The sequence below is a fragment of the Nonomuraea sp. NPDC003709 genome (assembly GCF_040610775.1).
Taxonomy (GTDB): Bacteria; Actinomycetota; Actinomycetes; order Streptosporangiales; family Streptosporangiaceae; genus Nonomuraea; species Nonomuraea angiospora_A.
The window spans coordinates 1-24666 of the sequence record NZ_JBEXMW010000057.1; the positions used below are offsets into that span (position 1 = coordinate 1).

Genomic DNA, 24666 nt, shown 5'->3' on the forward strand with positions numbered 1-24666 from the left:
CAACCGCAACTCGGTCGGAGCCAGACCCACCGGCACCCCACGGCTGGCGACCACCAACCCGGCCCGATCAATGGTCAACTCCCCATACCGCTCCAACTCCGCCTGATCCCGGCCGATCCGCCGCAACACCGCACGAATACGCGCCTCCAACACCCTGGGCTGCACCGGCTTGACCACATAATCGTCGGCACCCGCCTCCAACCCGGCCACCACATCCATGTCATCACCCCGCGCGGTCACCATGATGATCGGCACCTGCCCGACAGCCCGGATACGACGGCACACCTCGAACCCGTCCATCCCCGGCAACATCAGATCAAGCACCACAACATCGGGAAGATGCGCACGCAGCCGCTCCAGCCCCAGCTCACCGGACTCCACCGCGCTCACCCGATGCCCATGCCGACTCAGGGCCAGCTCAAGACCCTCCCGCACAGCCGGGTCATCCTCGATCAACAACACCCGCGCCACGCCGCCGCCTACCACAGCACGCTCCGTAACTTGCCCGCCGATCCACCCCATCCACTGTCGACCGGCCGTGTCCCCACCTCGTCCGCGCCATGTCATCGTTGTGTCACGATCACGCCGGTACTCGCCGCCGTCGACAAACGGTGACATCGGGCGGACAACGCGCGCACATTCGGCGCCAATCGTAGTTCGTCATGGACGAACCACGCACCATCCCCCTTCGGCCCCGAGACCGGCTCTATGCCGTGGTCACGCTGGTGCTGGCCGTGCTCCTGCTACCCGCGGCGTTCCTCCGCCGCCCCGGCCAGGCCCGCGAAGAGGTGCGCCGCCGCGGCAGGCCACCACGACGACGGCCCCACCCCGGCGTGGGCTACGACATCGAGAACGGGAGCTCATGATCGACCGGGCGTTCGGAGAGGGCCAGGGTATGTCATCGGGGAGTGACAACAAGTCCGGCTTGCTGGGATGGCGTCTGCAAGCAGCGCGCGAGATGGCGTTCGTGGGGCGGGAGGAAGAGCTCGCGGTCTTCAACGCGGCGTTGTACGGCGGCGGCTGCAGCGTTCTGTACGTGCACGGTCCCGGCGGCATCGGGAAGTCGGCTCTGTTGCGGCGGTTCGCTCACGAGGCCGAGGTGGCGGGGCGGCCGGTGTCCATGGTGGACAGGCGCATGTTGGACCCGGCGGCGTCCGAGGCCGGGCTGGTGCTTCGCGATGCGGACGCGGTGCTGCTGGTCGACGACTTCGAACGCATTCAGGGGTTGGAGGGATGGCTGCGCGAGCGGTTCCTGCCGCGGGTGCCCATGGGGGCGCTGGTGGTGATCGCGGGGCGGAACCCGCCGGATATGCGATGGCAGGCGGATCCGGGATGGGCGGGGGCGCTGGAGGTGCTGCCGCTGCGCGACCTGCGGGCCGGAGACGCGCAGGCCCTGATGGACTCCTCCGGGGTGCCGGCCGAGTTGCGCGAGCCGCTGCTGGCCTTCGCCGGTGGTCATCCGCTGGCGCTGCTGCTGGGGGCGGCCGTGGCGGTGAAGGACGGCGGGGCCGGCCGGCGGTGGATGCCGCATCAGGACGTGGTGGCCACGTTGCTGGATCAGCTGGTGGGCGAGCTGCCTTCGGCGGCGCACCGGCATGCACTGGAGATCTGCGCGCATGCGTACACGACGACGGAGGACCTGCTGCGGGCGGCCTTGCCGGACGACGCCGGGAGGTTGTTCCGGTGGTTGCGGCGGTTGCCGTTCGTGGAGTCGAGCAGCCGCGGGCTGTTTCCGCATGACGTGGTGCGGGAGCTGCTGGAGGCGGACCTGCGGTGGCGGGATCCCGAGGGGTACGCGGCGATGCACGACCGCATTCACGCGCAGCTGGCGGAGCGGGTGCGCACGGCGAACGACGTGGACGTGCCCGGCGTGGTGGCGGCGCTGCTCCACCTGCATCGCGACAACGGGGCGCCGGCCGATTTCCGTGGCCGCCACGACGAGTTCCAGGAAGAGGTGTTGCGGGAGGAGGACGTCGGCACGTTGCTCCGGGTGGCGGCGGAGGGTGCGGGCTGCGCCGCCTTCTGGGCGGAACGTCAGCCGGAGGCGTTCCGGCTGTATCGGCGGACCGAAACCGGCGAGCCCGTGGCTTTCTCCGCGTGGTTGCGGTTGGCGGAACCGGATGAGGAGGAGCTTGCGGCCGATCCCATCGTGGCCAGGGCGTGGGCGCATGCGCGTGCCACCACGCCGTTGCGCGCCGGTGAACATCTGGCGGTCAGCCGGCTGTGGGCGCTGCCGCCGTATCGGGGGAACTCGCCGGTGATGGATCTGATCCGGTGGCGGGTGATCGGCAATTGTCTGCGGTCCGAGCGGATGGCATGGTCATATATCGAGATACGGCGTGCGAAGCATTTACGGCGGCAGTACGGGATGCGTGACATCGCCGAGCAGCCACAACGGGGGGACGACGCGTACGGCCTGTTCGTTCATGACTGGCGCGCGGTGCCGCCGCGGGCGTGGCTGGAGCGGATGAACCGACCGCTCCACGCGGGGCCTGCCGCGACGTCGGAGCTGGCGGTGCTGTCCCGGGCGGAGTTCGCCGAAGCCGTTCGCAAGGCGTTGCGCCAGTTGTCTCGGCTGGACGCGCTGGCCGCTTCCCCGCTGACGCGCACCAGGCTGATCGCCGAGCGGGCCGGGCAGAGCCCGGCCACGGCATTGGGTGACCTGCTCCGCCAGGCGATCGACGACCTGCGTGAGGATCCGCGCTCGGTCAAGTCCCACCGGGCGCTGTCCGTCACGTTCCTGCGCGGCACGCCCACCCAGGAGCTGGCCGCGGAACGACTCGGCCTCCCTTTCACCACCTACCGCCGCCACCTGGCGGCCGGCATCGAACGCGTCTGCGCCGGCCTGTGGCACCGGGAGCTGTATGGCGCCGACGCACCGGCGTACCGGTCCACCTGAGCCGCCACATCGTGCCGCGACCGAGGGTGTGTCAGCCGGCAAGCGCGAGGCCGGCCGCCGCCTCTGCGTGCAGCCGAGCGCTCGGCAGCACCGGGATGGCGCTGTCCTTCTCACTGATCAGCAGCTCGATCTCCGTACAGCCGAGGATGACGCCTTCAGCGCCGTCGTCCGCGAAATCATCGATGATCCGGGCGTACGCGTCCCTGGACGATTCCCGGAGCGCCCCGCGCACCAGTTCGTCAAATATCACGTGATGGACCAGTTCCCGCTGCTCACGCCGCGGGACGACCACGTCGAAGCCGTGGGCGGCCAGCCGGTCCCGGTAGAAGGGCTGCTCCATGGTGAAGCGAGTGCCCAGCAGACCGACCTTGCGCATGCCCCTGGCGCGGATCTCGGCGCCCACGACGTCGGCGATGTGCAGCACGGGCACGCTCACGGCCCGTTCCACGTCGTCGCTCACCCGGCTGAAGGTGTTGCTGCAGACGAGCAGGAGCCCGGCGCCGATATCCTCCAGTTTCCTGCCCGCCTCGGTCAGCAACGTACTCACCTCGTCCCAGCGGTCGGCGAAGATGAGGTCCTCGACGGTCGTGTAGTCGACCGACCATATGAGGCTGTTGGCGGAATGGCTGCCGCCGAGTCGCTCGCGTACCCGCTGGTTGATGATCTGGTAGTAGATCACCGTCGATTCCCAGCTCAACCCGCCGATGAGACCGATGGTGCGCATGGAACTCCGTTCATTCAGCAAAGGAGCGGTCAACAGGTCGGCGCTGCCAGCGCACGGGCGCAGGCACCGAGCCCGATCTCGCTGGAGGCCTTGACGAACACCACGTCTCCCGGTTCGAGCAGCGCGGTGGCCAGCCTGAGGGCCCCGGCCACGTCCTCGGCGGTGTGGACGGCCACACCCTGATTCGAGGACTGCGCTGCCTCCGCCATCGCGAGCGGATCCCCTGCTCCGACCGCGATCAGCACGTCGAAGCGGAGGTCGGCGACGAGCCGGCCCATCTCCGCGTGCCGGGCGCGGGAGGCGTCCGCCTGCTGCCCCATCGCGCCGAGCACGGCGACGGTACGACGGGTGCCGGCCAGGGCCTTGGCCGCCCGCAGCCCGGCCCGCATGGATTCGGGGTTGGCGTTGTAGGCGTCGTCGACGACAGTGATGCCGTCGGGTCGTTCGACGATCTCCAGCCGGCCCGCGGAGCGCCGCCGCGCGGCGTTCAGCCCGTCGGCGATCTCGGCGACGCCCAGGCCGAGTGCGGTGGCGACGGCGGCTGCGGCCAGGGCGTTGCTCACCTGGTGCTCGCCTATGAGGTCGAGCTCGACCGGGGCGCGACCGGAGGGCGTCACCAGCTCGAACGCGGTTCGCGCGCGGTCGGTCATCCGCACGTCCTCGGCTCGCACCTGCGCCCGCGCCGACCTGCCGTACCGCAGGATCCGGGCCCTGGTACGGCCGGCCATGCCCATGACGTACGGGTCGTCGGCGTTGAGCAGCGCGAACCCGTCCGCCGCAAGCGCCTCGACCAGCTCGCCCTTGGCCTCGGCCACGTCGGCCGGCCCGCCTCCCATCCGCTCCGCATGTGCGGTGCCGACATTGAGCACCAGCCCGACCTGGGGCGGTGCGAGCCCGGTCAGGTATCTCAGGTCGCCCTTCCGGCTCGCACCCATTTCCAGCACCAGGTACCGGGTGGTGGCATCGGCACGCAGCACGGTGAGCGGCAGCCCGAGCTCGTTGTTGAACGACCTGTCGGTGGCGACCGTCGCGGCGTGCCGTTCGAGCACCTGGGCCAGCAGGTCCTTGGTCGTCGTCTTGCCCACGGAGCCGGTCAGGCCGATCACGATCGGGCCGATGTGTTCGAGCACGTGCCTGGCCAGCAGGCCGAGCGCGAGCTGGACGTCCTCGACCACGAGGGCGGGCACGCCGACGGGCCTTGCGGCCAGCACGGCGACGGCGCCGCCCGCGACGGCGACGGCCGCGTAGTCGTGACCGTCGACGCGGGCGCCGACCGTCGCGGCGAACAGGCCGCCGGGCACCACCTCGCGGGAGTCGACCGCCGAGGGAGCCGTCACCAGCGCCTGCGGGTCGCGCACGTCATGCAGGCTCGCGCCGACGACCTGCGCGATCTCGTTCAGCGTCATGGGGATCACGAGCCGCTCCTGGCGAACGCGAGGTCGATGAGGCGGCGCAGCAGGTCCGGGTACGGGACACCGCTCGCGGCCCAGGCCCTGGCGTAGACGGAACGGGAGGTGAAGCCGGGCATGGTGTTGATCTCCAGCACGTACAGGCGTCCCGTGTCCTCCTCATAGAGGAAGTCGACACGGGACAGGCCGTAGCCGCCGATCGCCCGGAAGGCGCGCAGGGACAGCTCGCGCACGTCCTCGGCCACCCGTTCCGGAAGCACGGCGGGAATGGCGGCGATCTCGGCCCGGCTGAGGTACTTGGCCTCGTAGTCGAGCCAGTCACCGGGCACGATGAGCTCGCCGGGCACCGAGGCATCCGGGGTGTCATAGCCGCCGAGCACGCCGCAGATGAGCTCGCGCGCGGTCACCCCCTGCTCGACGATGACCACCCGGTCGTAGGCCAGCGCCAGCTCCACGCCGGCGCGCAACTCCTCCATGGAGGTGACACGGGAGATGCCGATGGAGGAGCCCATGCTGGCCGGTTTGACGTACATCGGCCAGTCGAGCGACTTCACCAGACCCCAGTGGTCGGTGGTGGTACGCCATTCGTGCTCGGTGAACCATACATGTGGGGTGACCGGAATGTCCTCCGCCAGGAACATGCGCCGCATCGTGACCTTGTTCATGGCCACGGCGGAGGCCATGACGCCGCAGCCCACGTACGGGATGCCCAGCGTCTCCAGGTGACCCTGGACGACGCCGTCCTCGCCGAACGGCCCGTGCAGCACGGGGAAGACCACGTCCGCCAGGTCGCGTCGCAGCTCCACCGGCCACCTGCCCTGCCGGTCGATGATGACGGCGACGGGCTCGTACAGATCCCTCGGCAGAGCATCGAGCACGGCCTGCGCCGACTGCAGCGACACCTCATGCTCGGCGGACGGCCCACCCGCCAGCACAGCCACGCGTACGCGTTCAGTCACGATCGATCAGCCTTCCTCAGTGGCACGGTGTTCGTTGTCGCAGCACCAGCCCGCCGAGTGTCGGCCTTCTGCCTGACCGGTTCCCAGCCCATTCGCTGTCCACTTCCTGACCGAAGCGCACTCCCGGTGTGCCACGACCGACTCCATCGCGTACCCCTGGCTATACCTCCATTGGGGCGTAGGCGGGAACGACCGGAGGGGCCCGCGGCTGATGTGCTGATCGCCGTCGGTCAAGCGCTCCTCTAAGGAAAATCGAAATGGCAGTCGACAGTCGGCCGGGGGCCGAGCAGCATCCGGGTCGGAGCGGACTTCGAGGCTTCATCCGCCGCCGTCCGCTGATCAGCTTCTTCGTCCTGGCCAACCTGATGAGCTGGCTCGCCTGGACGCCCTACATCCTCTCGGCGAACGGTCTGGGGATCTGGGATTTCAGCTTCCCCTCGCTGCTCGGGACCACGCAGTTCACCGGCGTCCTTCCAGGCGCCTACCTCGGCCCCATCTTCGGCGCGTTCATCGTGACCGCGGTCGCGGACGGCAGGGAAGGGGTCCGCCGGTGGATCGGGCGGATGACCAAGTGGCGGGTCAACTGGGTCTGGTACGCCGTCACCGCCCTCGGCGTTCCCGCCGCCATCATCGTCGCCGGAGTCGCGGTCTCCGACGAGGACATCCACCTGCCGCCGGTCGCCGTGCTGGCCGCCTACGTGCCCGGGCTGCTGCTCCAGATGGTCACCACCGGTCTGGCGGAAGAGCCCGGCTGGCGCGACTTCGCCCTCCCCCGCCTTCAGCGCAGGTTCGGCCCGCTGGGCGCCACCCTCGTCCTCGGCCCGCTGTGGGGCGTCTGGCACCTGCCGCTGTTCCTGAGCGAGTGGGGCGGGTGGCCGGACGTCACCTGGCTGAGAGTCGGCGAGTTCATCGCCTTCGCCTGCGTCTTCAGCGTGGTCGTCACCTGGGTGTTCAACCGGACCGGCCAGAGCCTGCCCCTGATCATGCTGCTGCACGTCAGCGTCAACAACTTCATGTCACTCGCCTACTCGGACATGTTCCCGTCGATCGCCACCGCCGAGCAGGCGAGTCAGGTCACCCTGCTCGCGGGCGCCACGGCAGCGATCCTGGTCCTCATCGCGACCCGCGGCCGCCTCGGTTACCGCCCGGCCGAGGAACCCGCACAGCAGAACTGAACGACCGTGGGGGGCTGTCACAAACGGGGCGGCCGTCTTGTCCTCACTCTGAACAGTCCCCATTCGGATGGAGGAAGACATGAGTGCTGAGCACGCCCACCTGCCCCCAGGCGTCGAGGTGATCACGACCCTGCCGGAGGCGGCGGCCCGGATCCCGGCCGGCGCCGAGGCCAGGACCGTCAGGGTCACCCTGCCGCCCGGTGACCCCGGCGCGCCGCCGCACCGCCACCCTGGGCCGCTCTTCGGCTACGTGACCCAGGGCGAGATCCTCTTCGAGCTGGAGGGGCAGCCGCCCCGGGTGCTCAAGGCCGGTGACGCCCTGTTCGAGCCCGGCGGCGACGTGATCCACCTCCAGGGCGGCAACAACCTTCCGGACGCGCAGTCGCAGCTGGTGGTGACCATGTTCGCACCGCCCGGCGCCCCGATCCTGACCCTGGTCAGCGCGGAGGAGCTGGCCGAACGACGACACCTACGGGTCGCCCGGCCGTGACGTGACGGCGGACAGGTCTGCCGGCTCGGCGCCCATGGTCCCGCCGGCCTCGTTCGGCTCGCGGCCAGGCTGATCGGTGGCCGGCCGGCCACCGATCAGCCTGGCCGCGTGTGGACCTGGTGGCGTCGCGGTGCTTGAGTCGAAGTGATGCCGATCACTCCATGGCCCCGGTGAGGTGACCTTCCATGTCCCTTGACGACGCGACGGCCCAGTTCCTCAAGCAGATGAGCGAAGCAGGCGGCAAGCCGCTGCACGAGATGACACCCGAGGAGGCGCGCGCCATGGGCGGCGCGCTCGGCGACCTGTACGGCAAGGGCCCGGAGATGGCCCGCGTGGAGGAAGCGGTGATCCAGGCGGCGGACGGCGGATCGTTCGGCGCACGCGTGCTGGTCCCGGTGGAGGACCCGAGAGCGGTGATCGTGTACTACCACGGTGGCGGCTGGGTCATCGGCGCGCTCGACGAGTTCGACACCTTGGGACGGACGCTGGCGCACCGGACGGGCTGCGCCGTCGTCCTGGTCGACTACCGGCTCGCCCCCGAGCACCGGTATCCCGTGGCGGCCCGCGACGCCTACGACGCGCTGTGCTGGGCCGCCGCGAAGGAGCCGGACCTGCCGATCATCGTGGCCGGGGACAGCGCGGGCGGCAACCTGTCGGCCGTCGTGGCCCAGCGCAGCCGCGACGAGGGCGGCCCCGCCACCGCGCTGCAGGTCCTCGTCTACCCGGTGACCGACCACGACCTGGACACCGCCTCCTACACCGACCCGGCCAACCAGCTCATGCTGAGCCGCGACAGCATGATCTGGTTCTGGGACCACTACGCGCCCGACCCGGCCACCCGGGCGAACCCGGACGCCTCCCCGCTGCGGGCCCGGGACCTGTCGGGCCTGCCGCCGGCCGTCGTGCTGACCGCCGAGCACGACGTGCTGCGGGACGAGGGCGAGGCGTACGCGCGGCGGCTGCGCGAGGCCGGCGTCCCGGTGCTGTTCAAGCGGTTCGAGGGCCAGATGCATGTCTTCTTCACGATGGTGAACGTGCTGCCGGGCAGCGCGGCGGCGATCACCATGGTCGTCGAGGCGATCGACGGGAGCCTGCGATGAGGTACGACGCCGTCGTCGTGGGCGCGGGCTTCGCCGGCATGTACATGCTGCACAAGCTGCGCGGCCTGGGCCTGACCGTCCGCGTCTTCGAGACCGGCGACGGCGTCGGCGGCACCTGGTACTGGAACCGCTACCCGGGCGCCCGCTGCGACGTCGAGAGCATGCAGTACTCCTACTCCTTCGACGAGGAGCTCCAGCAGGAGTGGGAGTGGAGCGAGCGCTACCCGTCCCAGCCGGAGATCCTGCTCTACGCCAATCACGTCGCCGACCGCTTCGACCTGCGCCGGGACATCCAGTTCGAGACCCGGGTGACCCGCGCCGGCTACGACGAGAGCGCGAACCTGTGGCGCGTGGAGACCGACCGCGGCGACCACGTGTCGGCGACGTACCTCATCACCGCCGTGGGCTGCCTGTCGGCGGCCCGGATACCCGACTTCCCCGGTGCCGGCTCCTTCCTGGGGCCCAGCCACCACACCGGGCGGTGGCCGCACGAGGGCGTGGACTTCACCGGGCAGCGGGTCGCCGTCATCGGCACCGGCTCCTCCGGCATCCAGGCCATCCCGGTGATCGCCGAGCCGGCGGCGCACGTGACGGTGTTCCAGCGCACCGCCAACTACAGCCTGCCGGCCTGGAACCGGCCCATGGAGCCGGAGTACGCGCAGTGGGTGAAGGCCAACTACGCCGAGCTCCGCGCCGGCATGCGCACCTCCGCCTCCGGCGTCATGGGCACCTCCAACACCGCGTCGGCGCTGGAGGCGACGGAGGAGGATCGGCTGCGGGAGTTCGAGACCCGCTGGGCCAAGGGTGGCGTGGGCTTCCTCGGCGCCTACGGCGACACCGCGATCGATCCGGCGGCCAACGAGATCAGCGCCGAGTTCGTCCGTGAGAAGATCCGCGAGATCGTCACGGATCCGCGGGTGGCCGAGCTGCTGGCGCCCAGGGACCATCCCATCGGCACCAAGCGGATCTGCATCGACACCGGCTACTACGCCACCTACAACCGCCCCGACGTGACCCTGGTCGACGTGCGTGCCGCGCCGATCGAGGAGATCACCCCGACCGGCGTGCGCACCGCCGACGCCGAGTACGCCGCCGACATGATCGTGTACGCCACCGGCTACGACGCCATGACCGGTCCGCTGCTCGGCATCGACATCACCGGCAGGGACGGCCTGTCGCTGCGGCGCAAGTGGGAGGCCGGGCCGCGTACGTACCTGGGGCTGATGACGGCGGGCTTCCCCAACATGTTCACCATCACCGGGCCCGGCAGCCCGTCCGTGCTCAGCAACATGATGGTCTCCATCGAGCAGCACGTCGACTGGATCGCCGACTGCGTGGAGCGGCTGCGGGCCGGCGGCATCGCCACCATCGACGCCGACCCGCCGGCCGAGGACGCCTGGGTCGACCACGTGAACGAGGTCGCCGCCCGCACGCTCTACATGCGCGCCAACTCCTGGTATCTGGGCGCCAACATCCCGGGCAAGCCCCGGGTGTTCATGCCGTACGTCGGCGGCGTCGGCGCGTACCGGCAGAAATGCGACCAGGTCACGGCGGACGGCTACCCGGGGTTCGTGCTCTCCGGCTGACCGCAGAGGAGCCCTGTCGCCCCGGTCGCCTCGCGAACGTCCTCAGAGGATGACGAGGGGGTCGCCGTGACGCGCGCGCAGAGCGTCGAGGACTTTCGCGATCGGGCCGCCGCGCGCTTCCGCGTTCGCAGGCCAGACGACGCCGAGCCGGAAGTGGAGATCCGGATCGTGCAGCGGCACGAGGACGAGGCCCGCCTCGCCGAAGATGCGGCCCGAGATGGTGCTGAGCGTGGTCAGCGACAGGGCTCTGGAATGAGTGACGTGTGCGGCGACCTGGACCGCGTCGTTGTGCGGCAGCTCACGGATCTGGGTGACGCCGCCCGCGCGCAGGTGGTCGCGGAGCCCGTTCATCACCAGCGGGTGCACCTTGTGCGAGGTGAGCAGCATCTGCCGGTCGGTGAGGTCGGCGAGGGTGAGCCTGGGACGGCCGGCGAGAGGGTCGTCGGCGCGCATGGCGACCGCGAAGCGGTACTCCGCGAGTGCGAGGCTGCCGAGGCCGCCGGCGTCCACGGGCAGGTGGACGACGGCGATGTCCAGCTTGCGCGCCGCCAGCAGGCCGAGCAGCCCCGCGGACGGCTCCAGGGTCACCGGGAGCTCGGTCCCCGGGCTGACCTCCGCGAACGTCTCCAGGACCAGGTCCAGGACCTGGGTGGGGGCGAGCGGCGTGGCCCCCACGCGCACGACCGCCGGCGGTGGGGCGGCCCCGGCGGCCAGCTCGGCCAGCGCGTCGAAGCGGGCCAGGACGTCGCGGGCGGGATCGAGGAACGTCCGCCCGAAGGAGGTCAGCTCGACCTGGTGGTAGCGCCGGTCGAACAGGTCGTGGCCGAGCTCCTTCTCCAGCTCGCGGATGCGCCGGCTGAGCGGGGAGGACGTCACGTGCAGCCGCTCGGCGGCGCGGCCGAAGTGGAGCTCTTCTGCCACGACCATGAAGTAGCGGAGCTGCTGGATGTCCACCCGGCCAGGGTATCGGCCCTGCGCGGGCCCACGACGAGCCCCCGCGCAGGCTCACGCCGGGTGGAACACGGGGACCGCCTCTCCCCCTTCGGCCCGCTCGAAGGCGACGCGTACGCGCATGCCGCCGTACACGTCCTCAGGCGCGACCTCGACGATCCGGCCCTGGATCCACGGCTCCTCGTCCAGCTCGACGATCCCGACCACGAACGGCGGCCCGCCCTTGGGGTGCACCACGGACCAGCTCACCACCACGCCCGTTCCGGCCGCGGCCGTCCAGGACGGCTCGGGCGAGGCGCACTGCGGGCACGTGCGCGCCTGCGGCGCGGAGTGGGCGCCGCAGGCGCCGCAGCGCCGGATCAGCAGTTCGCCACGGGCGGTGCCGTCGAAGAACGCGGCGGTGGCCGCGTCGCGGTGGACGATTCCCACAGGCATCGGCGTGCTCCTAACGGGCGTGCGGGCTGAGGATCAGGGTGGAGTGATGGTCGAGGATGCCGCCGTTGCCGCTGACCAGCACCATGTCGTTGCGCGGCGCCTGGCGGTCGCCGCCGTGGCCGCGGGCCTGGATGACGGCTTCGGACAGCGGAGTCATGCCCCACATGTAGTAGGAGGAGAGCTGGCCGCCGCCGGTGTTCACGGCCAGGCTCCCCTCCGGTCCGAGCACGCCGCTCGCCACGAAGGGCCCGCCCTCGCCCTTGGCGCAGAAACCGTAGTCCTCCAGCGAGATGAGCGCGGTGTAGGTGTAGCAGTCGTACAGCTCGGCCACGTCGATGTCGGCGATCGTGATCCCGGCCATCTTCAGCGCCGTGGGACCCGACAGGGCCGCGCCACTGACCAGGCCGAACTCGCTGTCCCTGCCCATGACGTACCCCGGGTGCGCCTGGCCCCAGCCGCGGAGGTGGACGGCGGGCTGCGCGAGCCCGGCGGCCCGGTCGGCGGAGGTGACGAGGACCGCGACGCCGCCGTTGCTGACCAGGCAGCAGTCGAGCAGGTGGAACGGCTCCGCGATCCACCTGGAGCTCTGGTGGTCCTCGATGGTGATCGGGTCGCGCAGCTGGGCCAGGGGGTTCCCGGCCGCCCAGGCGCGCTGGGCGACGGCGATGTGGCCGAGCTGGTCGCTCGTGGTGCCGTACGTCCGCATGTGTCTGCGGGCGGCCAGCGCGTACATGGTGTTGGCGCTGTAGATGCCCGAAGCGGCGGTCAGGCCCTGCCAGCCGGTCGGCCGCCGGCCCGCGGCGGCGTAGGCGGCGCCGCCCCCTGCCGACTTGTCCTTCAGCGGAGCGTCGGCGAAGACGCAGGCCACGATGTCGGCCATGCCGGACATCACGGCCATGGCGGCGTACTGGACCATGGCTCCGGCGGACGAGCCGTACGCCTGCACCTCCGACAGCAGGCGCAGGTGGCGCAGCCCGAGGTCGCGCTGGAGGCCCAGGCCGACGTCGCCGGTGATGCCGGTGTTGGTCAGCAGCCCGTCCACCTCGTGCAGGTCGATCCCGGCGTCGGCGGCGGCGAGCCGGACGGCCTCGGCGGCGAACTCCGGGGCGGTCCTGCCGTAGACCTTGCCCATCTCGGTGATGCCGAGACCGGCGATCACGGGCGCCCTGTTGATCGTCATGGTCATCGGCCCTCCCAGACGGGGGCGCGCTTCTCGGCGAAGGCGCGCGGCCCTTCCTGCGCGTCCGCCGAGCGCATGATCGCGGCGCCCTCGGCGGCGGTCCGCTCCCAGGCGGCCTGTTCCGAGGCGACCGTGCCGTCCGCGATGCCCCGCGCGATCCGCTTGCCGGCCTGTACGGCGAGCGGCGCGTTGGCGGCGATCGTCTCGGCCAGGGCGAGCGCGGCGGGCACCACCTGGTCCTGCGGCACGACCCGGTTGACCAGGCCGAGCCGCAGGGCCTCGGCGGCGGTCACGGGCTCGCCGGTCAGCAGGATCTCCATGGCCACCTTGACCGGCAGCTGCGCGGCCAGCCGGAACGCGCCGCCCGCGCCGGCGATGATGCCGCGCTTGACCTCGGGAAGACCGAACCGGGCGCTCTCGGCGGCCACCACCAGGTCGGCCCACAGGGCGATCTCGGTGCCGCCGCCGAGCGCGAACCCGTTGACGGCGGCGATGACGGGCTTGGCGATCGGATGCGTCACGCACCCGGCGAAGCCCCAGTGCGGTTTGACCCCTTCGGTGGAGAACTCCCCGCGGGCCACCTCCTTGAGGTCGGCACCGGCGCAGAACGCCTTGTCCCCGGCCCCGGTCAGCACCACGGCCCGGATCCCGGTGTCGGCGTCGGCCTCGTCCAGGGCTTCGCCGACGGCGCGGGTCAGGGCCCCGTTCACCGCGTTGCGCGCCTCGGGCCGGTTGAATGTGATCAACATCGTGTGGTCGCGGCGCTCGACGAGCGCGGCGGGCTCACCCATGGTCAACTCCTTCAGCTGGTTCGTCCAGTACGCCCGCCTCGATGAGCGCCTGGATCTCCGGTTCGGCCAGGCCGAGCAGCTTCGCGGCCACCGTCCGGGTGTGCTCCCCCGCCAGCGGCGCCGGGCGCAGCTCGGGGTCGGCCAGCCCGCCGAAGGTCGCCGGGCCGTTCTCGGTCCGCATGGCGTGCCCGATGTGCGGGTGGCGCATCTCGCGCAGGAAGCCGCGGGCGGCGAGCTGGGGATCGTCGAGGTACTCGATCACCCGCTGCATCGCCCCGGCCGGCACGCCCGCCGCCTGCAGCCGCTCCATGACCTCGCGGGGCGGGGTGTCCGACGTCCACGCGGTCACGGCGGCGTCGACGAGCCCGCGGTGCGCGCGGCGGCCCGCGGCGGTGGCGAGCCGCGCGTCGGCGAGCAGGTCGGCGCGGCCGATGACGCCGCACAGGCTCCGCCACTGCTCGTCGTCCTCGACGCTCACCACGCACCACTCGTCGTCGCCGGCGCACGGGTAGAGGCCCTGGGGGGCGTCCCATTCGCCGCTGTTGCCGTGGGTGGTGAAGGAGCCGGGCTCCAGGGACTCGCGCAGCAGGCTCGTGGACAGCTGGGTGAGGATGGTCTCGGCCTGGGAGACGCTGACCGTGCCGCCCTTCCCGGTACGCCGCCGCCGGATCAGCATGGCCAGCACGGCGACGGCGCCGACCCGTGCGGCGAGATGGTCCGGATAAATGGTGATGCCGTCGCAGAACCCCGCCTCGACGCCGGTGTCACGCCAGAGCCCGGTCAGCCCGGTGGAGGCGCGTACGAGGGGGCCGTACCCCATGCGGCGGCTCCACGGCCCGGTCGGGCCCAGGGCGCTGCTGTCGGCCATGACGATCCGGGGGTTGAGCTCGCTGATGACGTCGTAGCCGAGCCCCAGCGACTCCAGCGTGCCGGGCTTGAAGTTGGACAGGATCACGTCGGAGGCCGCGGCGAGCCGTTTGAAGAGCTCCAGCCCTTCGGGCGAGCGGAGGTTGATCCCGGCGCTGAGCTTGTTGCGGTGACCCCAGGCGAAGCCGGCGCTGATGGCCTCGCCGGTCAGCGACTGCCGGCTGCCGTCGGGGTAGGCCCGGCTCTCGATCTTGATGACTTCGGCGCCCTGGTCGGCGAGCAGCCGGCCGAGCTCCGCGCCGACCACGATGACGCCCAGGTCCAGCACGCGGAGCCCGTCGAGTGGCCGCCGCCGGGGCGCGCCATCGGCCGGGGCCGGAGGGGTGGCCGGCGGCGTCTCGGCGAAGACCTCGTCGTCGTGCTCCCCGGCTTCGGGGGCCCGGCCGCGGAATCCGGCCCGTACGCCGTCCAGCTCGACGTACCCGGACGGCAGCCGGCCGGTCAGGCCCGGCGCGATCTCGGCGTCGACCAGTCCTCCTCGTGCGCGGAAGTGCGGGCCGGCGAGCACCTCCCCGGGGGCGAGCAGCGACGCGATCGGCACGCCGCGCTCCTGGCCCTGGGCGACGAGCTCGTCCCTGGTCCTCTCCTTGAACAGGTCGGCGATCAACGCGTGCAGCCGCTCGGTCGCGCCGTAGCGGCCCGCGAGGGTGTCGTACTTGGGGTCGGCGAACTCCTCGGGCTCCCCCAGCCAGCCGAACATCCCCCGCCACTGCCGCTTGGCCAGCACGCAGATCCGTACATATCCATCCGCGCACGGGAAGATCGGGTAGAGACTGCCCGCGTCGGGGCGGCCGCGCGGCAGTGCCGTGGCCGGCACGCCGCCGGTGGCCGAGCCGCCGATGCCGAAGCCCGGGTCCAGGACCTGCGCGGTCATCTCGTACACCGAGCAGTCGACGTGGTCGCCGCGTCCGGTCTCGAGCCTGTTCGTGTACGCCAGCAGGCCCGCCCACGCGGCCTGGACGGCGGCCGACTCGTACGCCAGCGGGCCCGGCGGCACGACCGGCTCGCGGCCGGGGATGCCGGATCGCGACAGCACACCGCCGAGCGCCAGGTGCGTCCAGTCGGTGCCGGCCCAGTCCCGGTACGGGCCGCTCTGCCCGAAGTCGGTGATCGAGACGACGACGAGCGCGGGGTTGCGCGCGAGCAGCGCGTCCGCGCCGAGGCCGAGCCCGTCGAGGGTGCCGGGCCGTTCGGTCTCGATGAGGAAGTCGGCCCCGGCGGCCAGGCCGAGCAGCCGGTCGCGGCCGGCGGGGTCGTGCAGGTCCAGGGTGATGCCGCGTTTGCCGGCGTTGTGCGTGGCGAAGTAGAGGCTCACGCCGTCGTGGAGCGGCTCCCGCCGGCGGGTCGGCGCGCCTCCCGGAGGCTCGACGCGGATGACGTCGGCTCCGAGGTCGGCCAGGAACCGGCCGCACATCTCGGCCTTGCCGTCGGCCAGGTCGATGACACGGAGACCGGCGAGGGGAAGATCCCCGGTTGCGGGCATGGTGAATCACCCCACTGTGTGTGGCGGGCGGGTGCGGAGTACGCCGGACATGACCTGTCCCGCGGATCGTCGGGGACAGGTTCCTGAGGTGAGACTGCCACGACGGTTCCGGGCTGAAAACGTCCGAATCGGCAACGTGGCACGCGTCCCAATCGGCAACGTGCGCGGTTGACGTGCGGCACCGACCATCACGAAACTCCAGGTCATGGACGTACAGCAGCTTCGGTGCTTCCTCGCGGTCGCCGAGGAGCTCCATTTCGGTCGCGCCGCGGAGCGGCTGCACCTGACGCCCTCGCCGGTCAGCCGCTCCGTCAAGGAGCTCGAACGGGAGCTGGGCGTCGACCTGTTCGTCCGCCGCTACCACCAGGTCGAGCTCACCGCCGACGGCGCGCTCCTGGCGGGCCGGGTACGCGACATCCTGGAGCAGCTTGACGGCCTGAAGGACGTGATCAAGGAGGGTGCCAGAAGACAGGTGGCGCGCGTGGGCGGCACCCACCTGTGCCCGCCGGCGGTGATGGACCGCTTCCTGGCCCTGGCCGGGCAGGCGCTCCCCTCCCACACGGTCGAAGCGACGATAGGGCCGTCCGCCGAGCTGCTGCCGGCCCTGGAGCGCGGTGAGCTCGACGCGGCCCTCGTCCACCTGCCGCTGGACCGGCCCCGGCTCGACAGCCTGGTAGTGGCCCGCTACCTGTTCTCCGTGGCGATGCGGGCCGACGACCCGCTGGCCACCGCCTCCGAGCTGACCTTGAGGGACCTCGCGCACCGCACCTTGACCATCGGCCCGCCCACGCCCCAGCCGGTGGCGGTCAACCTGTTCCACGAGCGGCTGAAGAACGCCGGCATCACCTCGTTCCACCGGATGCCGGACAACGACGCGGTCATGCTGGCCAGCCGCATCCGCCGCGACGGCGGGATCACGCTGACGATCGACCCGCGCAACGGCGGCAGCGCCCGGGTCTACGACGACCCGGCCTTCGCGGTCGTCCCCCTCCGCGACGACCTGGACTTCCTGCTCGGCGTGGCCTGGAACCGGTCCCGGGCGGGGCAGGACGACGCCGTCCGGGAGCTCGTCCACGTGGCACGCCAGGAGTGGGCCGGGCGCCGCCTCACCCTCTGACGGCGGGGCACGTTGCGGATTCGCGTACGTGCACGTGCGCGAAAGCGCAATGGTCACCGGCGGTGCGGCCTGCTTACGGTTCCACGCACACCGCTACGTGAGGCCTTTGTGAGGCGTTCGCCGCCCGTGCCGCAGCGGTGCCTTTGCGCTACCCCCTAGGAGGCCACGATGTCTCAGACACCCCCCTCGCCCGTGTCCGTGTCGGCCGGCAACATCGATGCCCGCATCGACGCCATGGCGAAGGTCGGGCTCAGCCGCGCCGCATGGTTCGCGCTCATGCTCTGCTTCTTCTTCGCCAACTACGACATCTCCGTCCTCACCATCACGCTGCCCTCCATGCGGGACGAGCTCGGGCTGGCGGGAGCCGAGCTGGGGTACCCGGTCACGTGGAACCTCGTCGGCTACTGCGTCGGCGCGTACGCGTTCGGGCACGTCGCCGACCGGCACGGCCGGCAGAAGGGCCTCGCGCTGACCATCGCCGCGCTCGGCCTCGGCGGATTCCTCACGGCGTTCTCGTGGGACGTGTGGTCGCTGACGTTCTTCCGGTTCCTGACCGGGTGCGGCATGGGTGCGGTCCTCGCGCTCTGCTCGGCCTACATCGGCGAGCTGGCGCCCAAGCACCAGCGCGGCGGCTACCTGTCACGCCTCTACATGGTGGGGACCGTGCTCCTCCTGGTGATCGGGTTCGCGTCGCTGCAGGTGCTGGCCGCCTCCTCCAGCGGGTGGCGGTACCTGCTCGCCTTCGGCGGCCTGGTGCTCCTGGTGCTGCCGCTGATCAACGACAAGGCGCTGGTGGAGTCGCCGCGCTGGCTGGTCGCGATGGGCCGTTCCGCCGAGGCCGACCGCATCGTCCGCCGGATGGAATCCCGCGTGGGCCTGCCCCCGGGCGGCACCGTCTCCGTCCCCGACGCCGCCGAGAACGCCGCCGCCGCTGACGACAGGCTGCCGGTCCGGGCCCTGTTCCGGCCCCCGTACCAGAGCCGGATGCTCATCGTGCTCGGCTTCTGGTTCGCCTTCTACGTCGCCATGTACGGCTACGCCAGCTACCTGCCGCTCATCCTCGAGGGCATCGGCATCTCGACCTCCGACGCGGTCCTGGTCAGCGTGCTCACCCGCGCCATGCCGCTGGTGTCCGGCCTGGCCGCCGTGCTGCTGGTGGAGCGGATGGAACGCCGCACCATGGTCATCATCGGCACGCTGGTGTTCGCGGCCTCGCTGCTGCTCATCACCCTCGACCTGGGCGAGACGGTCGCCACCGTCGGGGCGCTGTTCAGCTCGTTCGGCATCGCCTTCATGGCCACCCCCGCCTACACCTACACGGCGGAGGTGTTCCCCACCCGGGCGCGGGGCACGGCGTCGGCCATCGCGGACGGGGTCGGCCACCTGGGCGGCGCGGTCGCGCCCCTCGTGGTGCTGCCCGTCCTGACCGCCTTCGGGGCCCGGCCGGCGTCGTTCGTGATGGTGGGCCTGCTCGTGATCGCGGCCGGCATCATCCGTCTCGGCGTCCGCACCCGGGACCGTTCGCTGACGGAGATCGCCGCCTGACGTCCGCCCGAGAGCGCCCGGGCGGAGCCGGCCGGTCAGGTCAATCCGACAGCTCCTCGAGGAGCCGATCCACCTCCTCCTCGGTGTTGTAGTAGTGAACGGAGGCCCGCACCACCGACGACAGGCCCCGATCGGTCATGTCCAGGAGCGTCGACGGAGCCCGTGAGACGCTGACATTGATCGATCGGCCGGCCAGCCGTTTCTTGATCTCCTCAGCGGGTTCGCCGTCCAGGGTGAAGGTGACGATGCCGCACCGTTCGGCCCCTTGATCGCGAACCCGGCAGCCGGGCAGCTCCGTCAGCCGCCCCCGCAGGTGATCCGCCAGAGCGTAGACCCGGTCCCGGATGTTCTCGGGCCCCCAGGCGAGCGCCTCGTCGATGGCCGCGCCCAGCCCGAGCCGGGCGGCCACGCCGTACTCCCAGTTCTCGAAGCGGCGCGCGCCCGGCTGCACCTCGTAGCGCGACGGCGCCACCCAGCGGGCGCCGTGCAGGTCGAGGAAGGGCGGGTCGAGCCGGTCGAGCGCGGTACGCCGCACGTAGAGCAGCCCCGTGCCGCGCGGAGCACGCAGATACTTGCGGCCGGTCGTGGACAGCAGGTCGCAGCCGATCACCTCGACGTCGATCGGCAGCTGGCCGACCGACTGGCAGGCGTCCAGCAGGAACAGCGCGCCGACCTCCGCCGCCACCTTGCCCACCTCGGCCGCCGGATTGACCAGGCCGCCGTTGGTCGGGACGTGTGTGATCGAGATGAGCCGGACGCGCTCGTCGGCCATCCGGCGCAGCGCGTCGACGGAGATCTGGCCGAGCCCGTCGTTGGGCACCACGTCCACCTGCACCCCGAAGCGCTCGGCGATCTGGAGGTAGGCGATGAAGTTGCTGGCGTACTCGGCCTTGCTGGTCAGAACACGGTCGCCGGCCTGCCACGGCACCGCGTAGAAGGCCAGGTCCCACCCGCGGGTCGCACTGTCGACGAGCGCGATCTCGTCCGGCGCGCAGTTCAGCAGGCGGGCCGCGGAGGTGTAGATGGCGGCGAGCCGGTCGGCGGCCTGCGCCGCCGCTTCATAGCCGCCTGTTTCCGCTTCCAGCCGCAGGTGGTCGATGACGGTGGACAGCACGCCGCTCGACGGCAGCGCGGAGCCCGCGTTGTTGAAATGCGCGACATGTCCGACACCGGGCGTCAGTGCCCGTGCCGCGGCGACGTCGATCACGAGGCCACCAGCCGCAGGAAGGCCCGGACCCGGGGATGATCGGGCGTGGTGAAGAAGCTCGACGGCGGCCCCTGCTCGATCACCGTGCCGCCGTCCATGAAGACGACCCGGTCGGCCACCTCCCGCGCGAACGCGGTCTCGTGTGTCACCACCACCATCGTCATCCCTTCCCGCGCGAGCTCGCGCATCACCTGGAGCACCTCCGCGTGCAACTCGGGGTCGAGCGCCGAGGTGGGCTCGTCGAACAGGATCACCTCGGGCTCCATGGCCAGCGCCCGGGCGATCGCGACCCGCTGCTTCTGCCCGCCCGACAGCTTCGCCGGGTAGCAGTCGCACTTGTCCTCCAGCCCCACCCGGGCCAGCAGCTCCCGCCCTCGGGCCGCCGCCTGGGCGCGGGGAACCCGCCGTACGGAGACCGGGCCCTCCATGACGTTCTGCAGCGCAGTCAGGTGCGGGAACAGATTGAACTGCTGGAAGACCATGGCCGTACGGCGGCGCAGTTCGCGCACCTTTCTGGCCGGCAGGCGCGCGCCGCAGGTCACTTCGGCGCCGCACACGCCGATCGTGCCCCGCTCCGGCTCCTCCAGCAGGTTCAGGCAGCGGATCAGCGTGGTCTTGCCCGAGCCGGACGGCCCCATGACCACCACCACTTCACCATGCTGGACGTCCAGATCGACACCTTTGAGCACTTCCAGGTCACCGAATCGTTTGTGAAGCCCACGAACAGTGATCATGCGTAGGCCCTCCTCATCCGCTTCTCCAGCGCCTGCTGGCCGATCTGCAGCAGGGTGTTGACCATCCAGTACAGGAGGCCGACCAGCAGCAGCGCCTCCATGTAGCGGAAGGTCGAGGTGCCGATGCCCTCGGCCACCCGGGTCAGCTCGACGACGGTGACCGCCGAGGCGAGCGAGGTGTCCTTCATCAGCGCGACGAACCGGCTCCCCACGGCCGGGGTCGCGATCCTGATCGCCTGCGGGAAGATGATCCTGCGCAGGGTCCTCCAGTACGGCATGGCCATCGAGGCGGCCGCCTCCCACTGGCCCCGGTCCACGCCCAGGATCCCGGCGCGGAAGTTCTCGCTCAGGTAGGCGGCGCTGAACAGGGTGAAGGCGATGATCGCGGACGGGATGGGCGGGATCTCGAGCCCGAGCTGCGGCAGCCCGAAATAGATGATCATGATCTGGATGAGCAGCGGCGTCCCACGGAACACCGACACATAGGCGGCGGCCAGCGCCCGCAGCACGCGGCTGGAGGAGATGCGGGCGAGCGTCACCAAGGCGCCCAGCACGCTGCCGAGGACGAACGAGATCACGCCCAGCACGATGGTGACACCGAGACCGGTGAGCAGGTCGGGCAGGAAGTCGATCAGGAGATCCATCAGACCCCCTTGAGCTGCTCGGCCATGTCGAGGCCGCCGAGCCACTTCTTGGAGATCGCGCTCAGCGTCCCGTCGGAGATCATGTCGCCCAGGGCCTGGTCCACGGCCTGCTTGAAGGCCGTCGAGCCCTTGGCGAAGGAGATGCCGTTGACCTCCGACTCCAGCAGCGGGCCCGCCGGCTTGACCGCCAGGCTGTTCTTCTGCGCCAGGAAGGCGCCCTGGAAGCGGGAGACGAGGGCGGCGTCGGCGCGGCCCCTGCCGACCTCGGTCAGGCCCAGGGTCGCGTTGTCGTAGGTCTTGATGTCGGCGTCCGGGATCGACTTCTTGGCGAACGCGGCCTGGGTCGTGCCCGCGGTCACCGCGAGCTTCTTGCCCTTGAGGTCAGCCACGCCGTTGATGGACGTGTCGGCGCCGGCCACGAAGATCGAGATGCCGTTCACCTCGTACGGACGGGAGAAGTCGACCTGCTCCTTGCGCTCGTCGGTGATGGTCTGGCCCGAGATCACCGCGTCGAACCTGCCGGCCTGAACCCCGGCGATGAAACTCTGGAAGTTCGACGGGACGAACTCGACCTTGGCGACCCCGAGCCGCTTTGCCAGCTCGTTGGCCACATCCACGTCATAGCCCGCGGGCTTGCCGTTCTCCAGGAAGTTCCACGGCGGGTTGGCCTGGGTCTGCGCCACCCGGATCACCCCCGCGGCTTTGACACGCTGGAGGAGATCGCCCTTGGCCTGGCCGGATCCGCATCCGGCGACTGCGACGACTAACACGACGAGGAGTGAGGAGCGGATCATGGCGCGATCCCTTCATACCTCTAGGGGGTACTTGCCTTCCGCCAACGGTCTCTCCGGCCCGGACACTTCGTCAAGTACCCCCGAGGGGTAACTTTCGGACAAACCGAAGTGTGCCATTTGTGCCGTGCCCCTACAGAAAGGCAGCGTTCGCCCCCGATCGCCGAACGGCGTCCATGCTCATCGACCCGCCTGGCGCCGCCGGGCGGCCTGCGTGACTCGCTCACCCGGCAGCACCCCGGCGTTCAGCCGGCGACCACTTCGTAACCGATCTCTTCGACGGCGTTCCTGATCTCCGCGTCGTCGAGCGGACCGTCCGAGGCGACGGTGACCTGCCCGGTCGCCAGCTCGACCTCCACCGAGGAGACCCCGGCAATCTTGCCGATCTCGGTCTTCACCTTGCCGGCACAACCGCCACACGTCATTCCCGACACCTTGTACGTGTTCGTGCTCATTGCGGCATCCCCTTCCCTTTATACCCCTACCAGGTATATTTCACAGGAGACCGTACGCCGCGCTCACCGTCGAGACAAGCCATACGGGCTAGGGGTATATGAGATCTATGTCACGTTGCGGCCTATATACCCCCCATAGGTATGGTCGTCGCATGAGCAGGCTTAACAAGATCACCGTTGTCGGCGCTTCGCTGGCAGGGCTGCGGGCCGTGCAGACACTGCGCCGGGAGGGCTTCGCGGGCGAGATCACGCTGGTCGGCGCCGAGACGCATGTGCCGTACAACCGCCCGCCCCTGTCGAAGAGCGTGCTGCACGGCGACGACGACGTCACACTCCCGGGCGCGGAAGAGCTCGACGACCAGTGGCTGCGCGGGCGCAAGGCCGTACACCTCGACACCCGGAACCGGACGGTCACCCTCGACGACGGCACCGAGCTCGGCCACGACGGGCTCGTCATCGCCAGCGGCGCGCGCCCGCGGCGGCTCGACGGGGTGCACACCCTGCGCACCATCGACGACGCGCTGGCGCTGCGCGCGAAGCTCGACTCGGGACACGAGCACGTGCTGGTCATCGGCGGCGGGTTCATCGGCGGCGAGGTGGCCTCGACGGCACGGCAGCTCGGCCGGAAGGTCACCCTGATCGACTCCGCGCCGTACCCCATGCACGCCGGGCTGGGCGAGGAGGCAGCGCGCTGGCTGGCCGCGCACCACGAGCGCAACGGCGTCGAGCTCATCACGAACGTCCGGGTCACCGCCGTGGACGGTGGCCGAGTCCGGCTCAGCGACGGCCGCACCGTCGTCGCGGACCTGGTCGTCGGCGGCATGGGCGTGCTGCCGAACACCGAATGGCTGGACGGCAGCGGCCTGGCCGTGGACGACGGCGTGCTGTGCGAGCCGACGCTGTTCGCGACCGGCTCGACAGACATCGTGGCCGCGGGGGATGTCGCACGCTGGCCGCACACCCACTTCGGCGGGGAGACGGTACGCATCGAGCACTGGTCCAACGCCAACGAGCAAGGCGCGGTCGCCGCCCGTAACCTGCTGGCCGGGGCGGAGAACGCGCAACCCTTCGTGGACGTGCCGAACTTCGCCACCCATGTGCATGGCGCCCGCATCCAGACCGCCGGACTGCCGCACCTCGCCGACTCGGCGAGCATCGCCACCGGCTCCCCCGAAGAAGACCGCTTCGCCGTGGCCTTCACGCGGGACGGCGTGCCGGTCGGCGCCGTCGCCGTCAACTCTCCCAGGGACCTGATCAAGCTCAAGCGGGCGATCACGGCACGCGAGATGCCTCCATCACCGTGATCGCGAAGCTGACGCCACGAAGATGGGCAACGCCAGGAACATGCGTCCCACCTGGGCGCGCGTCCTCTGATCGCTCACCCACGCCGCTTCCTGCTCATGGGTGATGGCTCCGGCGGCGCGTGCTCCCTCCGCGATGCCGGTGAGCATGGGCAGCATGGCCGTGTCGGTGAAGACGCCCAGGTGTGCCTCCACCTGGACGTCCTGGAACCCCGCGTCGAGCAGCAGGTTGCGGTAGCGGCGAGCCGAACGGGGATTCGGGACCAGGTCGGCGCGCGCGTGCACGATGGCCCGGGTGAGCACCGGGTCATCGGAGTCGATGATGAAGGCGTCCCAGTCCTGCCCGACGAGCACGATACGCCCGCCCGGAGCCAGCACCCGCTTCGCCTCCTCCAGCGCCTTGGCCGCGTCGGCGAGCTCGTGAAAGACCTTGTCGGCTCGGTACCCGGCGACCTGCCCGTCGTCGAGCGGCAGGTCGAACGCGTCGCCGATCCGGAAGTCCGCATGCGGCCGGCGATGGCGGGCCGCCGCGATCATCTCCTCGCTGACGTCCACGCCGATCGAGCTCATCCCGCGCTCCGCGAGTTCCTCGACCGCGCGGCCCGCGCCGCAGCCGACATCCACCACGGCCCCGCCGTCCGGAAGGGTGAGCAGATCGTACGAGCGCGTGCGCAATGCCACGGCCCCGGGCAACGCGTCGGCGACGTCGAGCAGCTTGATGAGTGATTCCATCGAGTTGTTGTCTTTGGACATGTGGGCCAGC

The 24666-nt window shown here is 70.9% G+C and carries 24 protein-coding genes; 9 read left to right on the forward strand and 15 right to left on the reverse strand.

What is annotated here, in order from left to right:
- On the reverse strand, positions 1–471 hold a 471-nt coding region (locus tag ABZX61_RS64385; RefSeq protein WP_355212815.1), incomplete at its 3' end, for a response regulator transcription factor.
- Positions 472–662: 191 nt separating this feature from the next.
- Here ABZX61_RS64385 and ABZX61_RS64390 point away from each other — a divergent pair.
- Together ABZX61_RS64390 and ABZX61_RS64395 are read left to right on the forward strand one after the other, a co-directional pair.
- The gene (locus ABZX61_RS64390; RefSeq protein WP_355212817.1) at positions 663–866 is read left to right on the forward strand and encodes a hypothetical protein; all 204 of its coding nucleotides are present in this window, start codon (positions 663–665) and stop codon (positions 864–866) included.
- A gap of 92 nt (positions 867–958) precedes the next feature.
- Entirely contained in the window at positions 959–2899 is a 1941-nt protein-coding gene (locus ABZX61_RS64395) for an ATP-binding protein (RefSeq protein ID WP_355212818.1), read from the forward strand.
- Between the two features lie 31 nt (positions 2900–2930).
- Here ABZX61_RS64395 and ABZX61_RS64400 read toward each other — a convergent pair whose 3' ends face one another.
- Genes ABZX61_RS64400 through ABZX61_RS64410 form a run of 3 tightly spaced genes read right to left on the reverse strand, consistent with a single transcriptional unit; the run spans position 2931 to position 5991 of the window.
- On the reverse strand, positions 2931–3623 hold the full coding sequence (locus ABZX61_RS64400) for an aspartate/glutamate racemase family protein (protein ID WP_355212819.1): 693 nt from the start codon (positions 3621–3623) through the stop codon (positions 2931–2933).
- Positions 3624–3652: 29 nt separating this feature from the next.
- A complete protein-coding gene (gene murF / locus ABZX61_RS64405) occupies positions 3653–5029 on the reverse strand; it encodes a UDP-N-acetylmuramoyl-tripeptide--D-alanyl-D-alanine ligase (RefSeq protein WP_355212861.1) in 1377 nt (458 codons plus the stop codon).
- Positions 5030–5034: 5 nt separating this feature from the next.
- A complete protein-coding gene (locus ABZX61_RS64410) occupies positions 5035–5991 on the reverse strand; it encodes a D-alanine--D-alanine ligase family protein (protein WP_355212821.1) in 957 nt (318 codons plus the stop codon).
- A 257-nt stretch (positions 5992–6248) separates the two neighbouring features.
- On the opposite strand from ABZX61_RS64410, the gene ABZX61_RS64415 reads away from it, so the two are divergent.
- The 4 genes from ABZX61_RS64415 (at position 6249) to ABZX61_RS64430 (ending at position 10342) form a co-directional block, all read left to right on the forward strand.
- Positions 6249–7166, forward strand: coding sequence for a type II CAAX endopeptidase family protein (locus tag ABZX61_RS64415; RefSeq protein WP_355212823.1), 918 nt, complete (start codon positions 6249–6251; stop codon positions 7164–7166).
- Positions 7167–7245: 79 nt separating this feature from the next.
- Positions 7246–7656 carry a cupin domain-containing protein gene (locus ABZX61_RS64420; RefSeq protein WP_350742691.1) on the forward strand — a complete coding sequence of 137 codons (411 nt, stop codon included), beginning with the start codon at positions 7246–7248 and terminating at the stop codon, positions 7654–7656.
- Positions 7657–7841: 185 nt separating this feature from the next.
- Positions 7842–8756 (forward strand): alpha/beta hydrolase, encoded by a 915-nt coding sequence (locus tag ABZX61_RS64425; RefSeq protein ID WP_355212825.1) that lies wholly within the window; start codon positions 7842–7844, stop codon positions 8754–8756.
- Positions 8753–10342 (forward strand): NAD(P)/FAD-dependent oxidoreductase, encoded by a 1590-nt coding sequence (locus ABZX61_RS64430; RefSeq protein WP_355212827.1) that lies wholly within the window; start codon positions 8753–8755, stop codon positions 10340–10342. Before ABZX61_RS64425 ends, ABZX61_RS64430 begins: the two co-directional genes overlap by 4 nt.
- 42 nt (positions 10343–10384) lie before the next feature.
- Here ABZX61_RS64430 and ABZX61_RS64435 read toward each other — a convergent pair whose 3' ends face one another.
- Genes ABZX61_RS64435 through ABZX61_RS64455 form a run of 5 tightly spaced genes read right to left on the reverse strand, consistent with a single transcriptional unit; the run spans position 10385 to position 16109 of the window.
- Positions 10385–11296, reverse strand: coding sequence for a LysR family transcriptional regulator (locus tag ABZX61_RS64435; RefSeq protein WP_350742685.1), 912 nt, complete (start codon positions 11294–11296; stop codon positions 10385–10387).
- Between the two features lie 51 nt (positions 11297–11347).
- Positions 11348–11728 (reverse strand): OB-fold domain-containing protein, encoded by a 381-nt coding sequence (locus tag ABZX61_RS64440; protein WP_355212829.1) that lies wholly within the window; start codon positions 11726–11728, stop codon positions 11348–11350.
- Positions 11729–11738: 10 nt separating this feature from the next.
- Positions 11739–12914 (reverse strand): thiolase family protein, encoded by a 1176-nt coding sequence (locus ABZX61_RS64445; protein ID WP_355212830.1) that lies wholly within the window; start codon positions 12912–12914, stop codon positions 11739–11741.
- Positions 12911–13699, reverse strand: coding sequence for a crotonase/enoyl-CoA hydratase family protein (locus ABZX61_RS64450; RefSeq protein ID WP_355212832.1), 789 nt, complete (start codon positions 13697–13699; stop codon positions 12911–12913). Before ABZX61_RS64450 ends, ABZX61_RS64445 begins: the two co-directional genes overlap by 4 nt.
- Positions 13692–16109 carry a CoA transferase gene (locus ABZX61_RS64455; protein WP_355212834.1) on the reverse strand — a complete coding sequence of 806 codons (2418 nt, stop codon included), beginning with the start codon at positions 16107–16109 and terminating at the stop codon, positions 13692–13694. The genes ABZX61_RS64450 and ABZX61_RS64455 overlap by 8 nt, the downstream gene beginning before the upstream one ends.
- 205 nt (positions 16110–16314) lie before the next feature.
- On the opposite strand from ABZX61_RS64455, the gene ABZX61_RS64460 reads away from it, so the two are divergent.
- Together ABZX61_RS64460 and ABZX61_RS64465 are read left to right on the forward strand one after the other, a co-directional pair.
- Positions 16315–17226, forward strand: coding sequence for a LysR family transcriptional regulator (locus ABZX61_RS64460; protein WP_355212835.1), 912 nt, complete (start codon positions 16315–16317; stop codon positions 17224–17226).
- A gap of 168 nt (positions 17227–17394) precedes the next feature.
- Positions 17395–18771, forward strand: a complete 1377-nt coding sequence (locus ABZX61_RS64465) for an MFS transporter (RefSeq protein ID WP_355212836.1) — start codon at positions 17395–17397, stop codon at positions 18769–18771.
- 40 nt (positions 18772–18811) lie between these two features.
- Here ABZX61_RS64465 and ABZX61_RS64470 read toward each other — a convergent pair whose 3' ends face one another.
- The 5 genes from ABZX61_RS64470 to ABZX61_RS64490 all read right to left on the reverse strand — a co-directional run bounded on the left by ABZX61_RS64470 (position 18812) and on the right by ABZX61_RS64490 (position 22602).
- Positions 18812–19978 (reverse strand): aminotransferase class V-fold PLP-dependent enzyme, encoded by a 1167-nt coding sequence (locus tag ABZX61_RS64470; RefSeq protein WP_355212838.1) that lies wholly within the window; start codon positions 19976–19978, stop codon positions 18812–18814.
- Positions 19975–20712, reverse strand: a complete 738-nt coding sequence (locus ABZX61_RS64475) for an amino acid ABC transporter ATP-binding protein (protein WP_355212839.1) — start codon at positions 20710–20712, stop codon at positions 19975–19977. Before ABZX61_RS64475 ends, ABZX61_RS64470 begins: the two co-directional genes overlap by 4 nt.
- A complete protein-coding gene (locus ABZX61_RS64480; RefSeq protein WP_355212841.1) occupies positions 20709–21356 on the reverse strand; it encodes an amino acid ABC transporter permease in 648 nt (215 codons plus the stop codon). The genes ABZX61_RS64475 and ABZX61_RS64480 overlap by 4 nt, the downstream gene beginning before the upstream one ends.
- Positions 21356–22150 carry a transporter substrate-binding domain-containing protein gene (locus ABZX61_RS64485; protein WP_355212843.1) on the reverse strand — a complete coding sequence of 265 codons (795 nt, stop codon included), beginning with the start codon at positions 22148–22150 and terminating at the stop codon, positions 21356–21358. Before ABZX61_RS64485 ends, ABZX61_RS64480 begins: the two co-directional genes overlap by 1 nt.
- A gap of 242 nt (positions 22151–22392) precedes the next feature.
- The gene (locus ABZX61_RS64490) at positions 22393–22602 is read right to left on the reverse strand and encodes a heavy metal-associated domain-containing protein (protein WP_355212845.1); all 210 of its coding nucleotides are present in this window, start codon (positions 22600–22602) and stop codon (positions 22393–22395) included.
- Between the two features lie 152 nt (positions 22603–22754).
- Here ABZX61_RS64490 and ABZX61_RS64495 point away from each other — a divergent pair, with 152 nt between their 5' ends.
- Positions 22755–23906: an FAD/NAD(P)-binding oxidoreductase gene (locus tag ABZX61_RS64495; RefSeq protein WP_355212846.1), complete on the forward strand. Its 1152-nt coding sequence runs from the start codon at positions 22755–22757 to the stop codon at positions 23904–23906.
- Here ABZX61_RS64495 and ABZX61_RS64500 read toward each other — a convergent pair.
- Positions 23898–24656 carry a methyltransferase domain-containing protein gene (locus ABZX61_RS64500; RefSeq protein ID WP_355212848.1) on the reverse strand — a complete coding sequence of 253 codons (759 nt, stop codon included), beginning with the start codon at positions 24654–24656 and terminating at the stop codon, positions 23898–23900. The two genes, ABZX61_RS64495 and ABZX61_RS64500, sit on opposite strands and share 9 nt — an antisense overlap.
- Positions 24657–24666 lie beyond the last annotated feature (10 nt).

Bases quoted from the DNA above. Each gene is read 5' to 3' on its own strand.
- ABZX61_RS64420 (WP_350742691.1), top strand. From the start codon at position 7,246: ATGAGTGCTGAGCACGCCCACCTGCCCCCAGGCGTCGAGGTGATCACG.
- ABZX61_RS64455 (WP_355212834.1), bottom strand. From the start codon at position 16,109: ATGCCCGCAACCGGGGATCTTCCCCTCGCCGGTCTCCGTGTCATCGAC.
- ABZX61_RS64445 (WP_355212830.1), bottom strand. From the start codon at position 12,914: ATGACCATGACGATCAACAGGGCGCCCGTGATCGCCGGTCTCGGCATC.
- ABZX61_RS64440 (WP_355212829.1), bottom strand. From the start codon at position 11,728: ATGCCTGTGGGAATCGTCCACCGCGACGCGGCCACCGCCGCGTTCTTC.
- ABZX61_RS64465 (WP_355212836.1), top strand. From the start codon at position 17,395: ATGTCTCAGACACCCCCCTCGCCCGTGTCCGTGTCGGCCGGCAACATC.
- ABZX61_RS64425 (WP_355212825.1), top strand. From the start codon at position 7,842: ATGTCCCTTGACGACGCGACGGCCCAGTTCCTCAAGCAGATGAGCGAA.
- ABZX61_RS64395 (WP_355212818.1), top strand. From the start codon at position 959: ATGGCGTTCGTGGGGCGGGAGGAAGAGCTCGCGGTCTTCAACGCGGCG.
- ABZX61_RS64430 (WP_355212827.1), top strand. From the start codon at position 8,753: ATGAGGTACGACGCCGTCGTCGTGGGCGCGGGCTTCGCCGGCATGTAC.
- ABZX61_RS64495 (WP_355212846.1), top strand. From the start codon at position 22,755: ATGAGCAGGCTTAACAAGATCACCGTTGTCGGCGCTTCGCTGGCAGGG.
- murF (WP_355212861.1), bottom strand. From the start codon at position 5,029: ATGACGCTGAACGAGATCGCGCAGGTCGTCGGCGCGAGCCTGCATGAC.
- ABZX61_RS64415 (WP_355212823.1), top strand. From the start codon at position 6,249: ATGGCAGTCGACAGTCGGCCGGGGGCCGAGCAGCATCCGGGTCGGAGC.
- ABZX61_RS64500 (WP_355212848.1), bottom strand. From the start codon at position 24,656: ATGTCCAAAGACAACAACTCGATGGAATCACTCATCAAGCTGCTCGAC.
- ABZX61_RS64450 (WP_355212832.1), bottom strand. From the start codon at position 13,699: ATGGGTGAGCCCGCCGCGCTCGTCGAGCGCCGCGACCACACGATGTTG.
- ABZX61_RS64480 (WP_355212841.1), bottom strand. From the start codon at position 21,356: ATGGATCTCCTGATCGACTTCCTGCCCGACCTGCTCACCGGTCTCGGT.
- ABZX61_RS64485 (WP_355212843.1), bottom strand. From the start codon at position 22,150: ATGATCCGCTCCTCACTCCTCGTCGTGTTAGTCGTCGCAGTCGCCGGA.
- ABZX61_RS64475 (WP_355212839.1), bottom strand. From the start codon at position 20,712: ATGATCACTGTTCGTGGGCTTCACAAACGATTCGGTGACCTGGAAGTG.
- ABZX61_RS64390 (WP_355212817.1), top strand. From the start codon at position 663: ATGGACGAACCACGCACCATCCCCCTTCGGCCCCGAGACCGGCTCTAT.
- ABZX61_RS64400 (WP_355212819.1), bottom strand. From the start codon at position 3,623: ATGCGCACCATCGGTCTCATCGGCGGGTTGAGCTGGGAATCGACGGTG.
- ABZX61_RS64460 (WP_355212835.1), top strand. From the start codon at position 16,315: ATGGACGTACAGCAGCTTCGGTGCTTCCTCGCGGTCGCCGAGGAGCTC.
- ABZX61_RS64490 (WP_355212845.1), bottom strand. From the start codon at position 22,602: ATGAGCACGAACACGTACAAGGTGTCGGGAATGACGTGTGGCGGTTGT.